General features: G+C 43.7%; 3 protein-coding genes. 1 reads left to right on the forward strand and 2 read right to left on the reverse strand.

Annotation, left to right across the window (positions count from 1 at the left end):
• The first annotated feature begins 126 nt into the window (after nt 1-126).
• Nucleotides 127-1,431, forward strand: a complete 1,305-nt coding sequence (locus BCT81_RS23065; RefSeq protein ID WP_102425983.1) for a dicarboxylate/amino acid:cation symporter — start codon at nt 127-129, stop codon at nt 1,429-1,431.
• Nucleotides 1,432-1,571: 140 nt separating this feature from the next.
• On the opposite strand, the gene BCT81_RS23070 is transcribed toward BCT81_RS23065, so the two are convergent.
• Entirely contained in the window at nt 1,572-2,966 is a 1,395-nt protein-coding gene (locus tag BCT81_RS23070) for a sensor histidine kinase (RefSeq protein WP_102425984.1), read from the reverse strand.
• Nucleotides 2,963-3,628, reverse strand: coding sequence for a response regulator transcription factor (locus tag BCT81_RS23075; protein ID WP_102425985.1), 666 nt, complete (start codon nt 3,626-3,628; stop codon nt 2,963-2,965). The genes BCT81_RS23070 and BCT81_RS23075 overlap by 4 nt, the downstream gene beginning before the upstream one ends.
• Nucleotides 3,629-3,653 lie beyond the last annotated feature (25 nt).

The following is a 3,653-nucleotide window of genomic DNA, read 5'->3' on the forward strand; positions in this document are numbered from 1 at the left end:
TTAGTGATTTTGATCACATCTATAATTCCAAACTCATTTTTTGTTTTTCGATTTGATTATCCGACTGCTAATCTCCTGCTCACTTTGAAAAGGTATCAAAGTTATAAATAATAAGGAGTGTTCTAAATGAATACCAAAAAACCTATGTCTCTGACTGGCCGAGTAATTCTTGGTATGGTCGTAGGTATATTAACGGGATTTGCCATTCAATCCCTTTTTGCAGAAAGTGGATTTGTTAACAACTACATCGTTAACGGACTCTTTGAAGTAGGCGGACAAATTTTTGTCGCCAGTTTGAAAATGCTTGTTGTCCCTCTAGTCTTCGTTTCACTAGTGTGCGGTACAAGCTCCCTGAAAGACTTATCAACTCTTGGCCGTATGGGTGGCAAAACGCTTGCACTTTATATCGGTACTACAGCCGTTGCTATCACTCTAGCATTGACGATCGGTAACCTGTTCCAACCTGGTGCTGGTGCGGATCTGACTGCTGCGAGCTCTTTTAAATCAGCGGATGCCCCTTCTCTTGGCCAAGTAATCATCGACATGTTCCCAACCAACCCTATTCAGGCGATGGCTGAGGGCAAGACACTACAAGTAATCGTGTTTGCTGTGTTATTCGGTATCGCGATTAGTGCTGCTGGTAAACCAGGTGAGCGCATTGCTGCTGTATTTGCAGACCTAAACGAAGTTATCATGAAGCTTGTTGCTTTGCTGATGAACCTTGCTCCTTACGGCGTGTTCTTCTTGATGGCGAAACTGTTCTCTGGTTTAGGCTTGGCTGCAATTTGGAACCTAGCAGAATATTTCTTAGTGCTTGCAGGTACTCTTCTACTACACGGTTTGGTGACTTACAGCGCGATGCTTAAAGGCTTCACTGGCCTTAGCCCTATTACGTTCCTACGCAAGATGGAAGATGCAATCATGTTTGCATTCTCAACAGCATCTTCGAATGCAACGATTCCTGTAACAATGGAAACGGCTAAGAACCGTATGGGTGTAGACAACAAAGTCGCTTCATTCACTGTACCACTAGGTGCAACAGTGAACATGGACGGTACTGCAATCATGCAAGGCGTTGCGACTGCGTTTATCGCACAAGCCTACAACATCGACCTTACTATGGGTGATTACCTGATGGTTATCCTAACAGCGACGCTGGCGTCTGTAGGTACTGCAGGTGTTCCTGGTGTTGGTCTAGTGATGCTAGCGATGGTATTGAACCAAGTCGGTCTACCGCTTGAAGGTATCGCTCTAATCATGGGTGTTGACCGTCTTCTAGACATGATCCGTACCGCTGTAAACATCACAGGTGATAGTGCCGTATCTATCATCGTTGCTAAGTCTGAAGGCGCTCTTGATGAGTCTCGCTTCAACGACCCTGCAGCAGGTGAGAAAGAAGAAGAAGTTAAGCTATCACGCCAAGAAGCGTAATCTAACAGCCTTGCTTCAAGCTAAAGCGTAATTAATGGTACGCTTTAGCTATAAACACAAAAAACGCCACAGCATTTGCTGTGGCGTTTTTTATGGATTTAAAGAAGTACCATCCGCGGAATATAACCAGAGCGGTAAGATTAATTAACTGACTCACTAATTGGGAACATAAGATTCACTCTGAGTCCCCCACTTTCTCTATTCTCCGCCGTGACATGGCCATTCATCACAGCCATTGCCTCTTTAACGATGGCCAGGCCCAGACCGTAGCCACCAGACTGCTTGTCTCTTGCAGATTCAATACGAGTAAACGGATCAAAAATACCTGCAATTTTGTTATCAGGGATACCTTCTCCATCATCTTCTACAGAAATGACACTGTAACGTTGATCGATTGTCATTTCATACGTCGTTACAGAAATATGAGCATGCTCACCTGCATACTTAATCGCATTACCAACCAAATTCCCAATTACTCTTAAAAGCAATCGCTCATCAATGTTCACCATCGAGGTCGGAGTCTCTAAATCCCCCACCAGCGTTTGATTAGGTTTTAAATCATTTTGCATTTGCGCGATAAGCATCGAACAATATTGCTCTAGGTGCATCAAGCTAAGCTTGGAATCGTAGCGAGAGGTTTCTAAGCGACTAAATTCGAGGATCTCGCCCACTAGCTTGTTCATCTCTTCGGTTTCACTTTCCATACGGTCGAGCAAACCAACGCTCTTGTCATCGACCTTGTTACGCAATAAGTGTAATGCGAGGTTTTGCCTTGCTAAAGGAGTTCTGAGCTCATGAGAGACATCTCTTATCAATCGACGTTGCTTCTCTGCCAATGATTTAATCTCAAACGTCATATGGTCAAAATCCACCGCGAGTTCATTAAACTCTCTGGTGTTTGATTTCAATTCAGAGACGACTTGCACAGAGAAATCACCTTCGGCTAAACGTCGGCTCGCCTCTCTCAAACGATCCAAAGGTCGCTGAAGCCTCCGAGCCATTATTAAAGAGAACAAAGACAAGATGATGAAAGCGATGAATACCTTCATCAATGACGAATACAAGCCAAACGAATTTGCGGGATGGAATCGGTGCGGTAATTGGATAACCAAGCTATTACCGTTTTCTAAAGGTAAGCCAAAGATAGGTCGATTCACAACAGCATCCAATTGATGATCCAACGTTCTTAAGAAGCGTAACTTGAACTCAAAGTGAGGGTGCATGTGTCTATGTGTTAACGGATGATTGTCTTTGTCTAAAACAAACAAGTAATACTGCTGAGCGTTGGCCCAGTCCGCCAGCTCATCCATATCACCATCTTCGATTAACACATTGGCTTGATACGCAAGATCCAACATTTCTTGCTTAACAGAATCAGGCACCTTAAGTAGTGCCTTCATCAACGCTTTTTCTGCAACCGCTTGAAAAATAAAGATACTGACAAGGATGATTGTCAAATATGAGAAAAGTTGGAACGTTAGTCCATCTTTACGCTTGGCAATGAAGTCAGGGCAACGTATCAGCTTGGTACTCATTCTCCAACCGACTCTAAGTAGCTATATCCTTTGCCACGAACCGTTTTAATATGCTGTTTAGACAAGCCTGCCTGTACTAGCTTGCGGCGGATATTACTGATGTGCATGTCTAGATTGCGATCAAAGGGACACAGCTCTTTCTTTAAGACATGTATTTGTAAGTCAGACTTAGACACAACAATGCCGTCATTCTTAATCAAATAATCAAGCAGATCTTTTTCTGTCCCCGTCAGAGGTAAACGAGAGATCTGTTCACACAAACCGTGGTTGGATGAAGCTAGAGACTGTCTCTGACGCTCAAATCCAACTCGACGCAAGATAACTTTGATACGGGTCAGTAGCTCAGGAACATTGAAAGGTTTAGCGATGTATTGATCGGCACCCGCTTGATAACCATCAAGCATCGATGCATCGTCATTGAGTGCCGTTAGCATCAAGATAGGCGTAGCGAAACGCTGACAGATGCGCCTCGCGACTTGAATACCGCTGAGGTTAGGCAGCATCACATCAAGCAACACTAAATCAACAGGATTGGATTGGATAAACTCTAATGCAGCCTCGCCACAATGAACGGTATCAACGTGATACCCCTCATTCTCTAGAACTTCACCCAATAATTCACACAACTGAATATCATCATCAACAACTAAAACGCGCGACATCATACAAACCGATAAATAATAATAG

The sequence above is a fragment of the Vibrio sp. 10N.261.52.A1 genome, from assembly GCF_002876325.1.
Lineage (GTDB): Bacteria > Pseudomonadota > Gammaproteobacteria > Enterobacterales > Vibrionaceae > Vibrio > Vibrio chagasii.

Excerpts from the sequence above, each read along its gene's own strand:
- BCT81_RS23065 (WP_102425983.1), top strand. The coding sequence starts at position 127 with ATGAATACCAAAAAACCTATGTCTCTGACTGGCCGAGTAATTCTTGGT.
- BCT81_RS23070 (WP_102425984.1), bottom strand. The coding sequence starts at position 2,966 with ATGAGTACCAAGCTGATACGTTGCCCTGACTTCATTGCCAAGCGTAAA.
- BCT81_RS23075 (WP_102425985.1), bottom strand. The coding sequence starts at position 3,628 with ATGTCGCGCGTTTTAGTTGTTGATGATGATATTCAGTTGTGTGAATTA.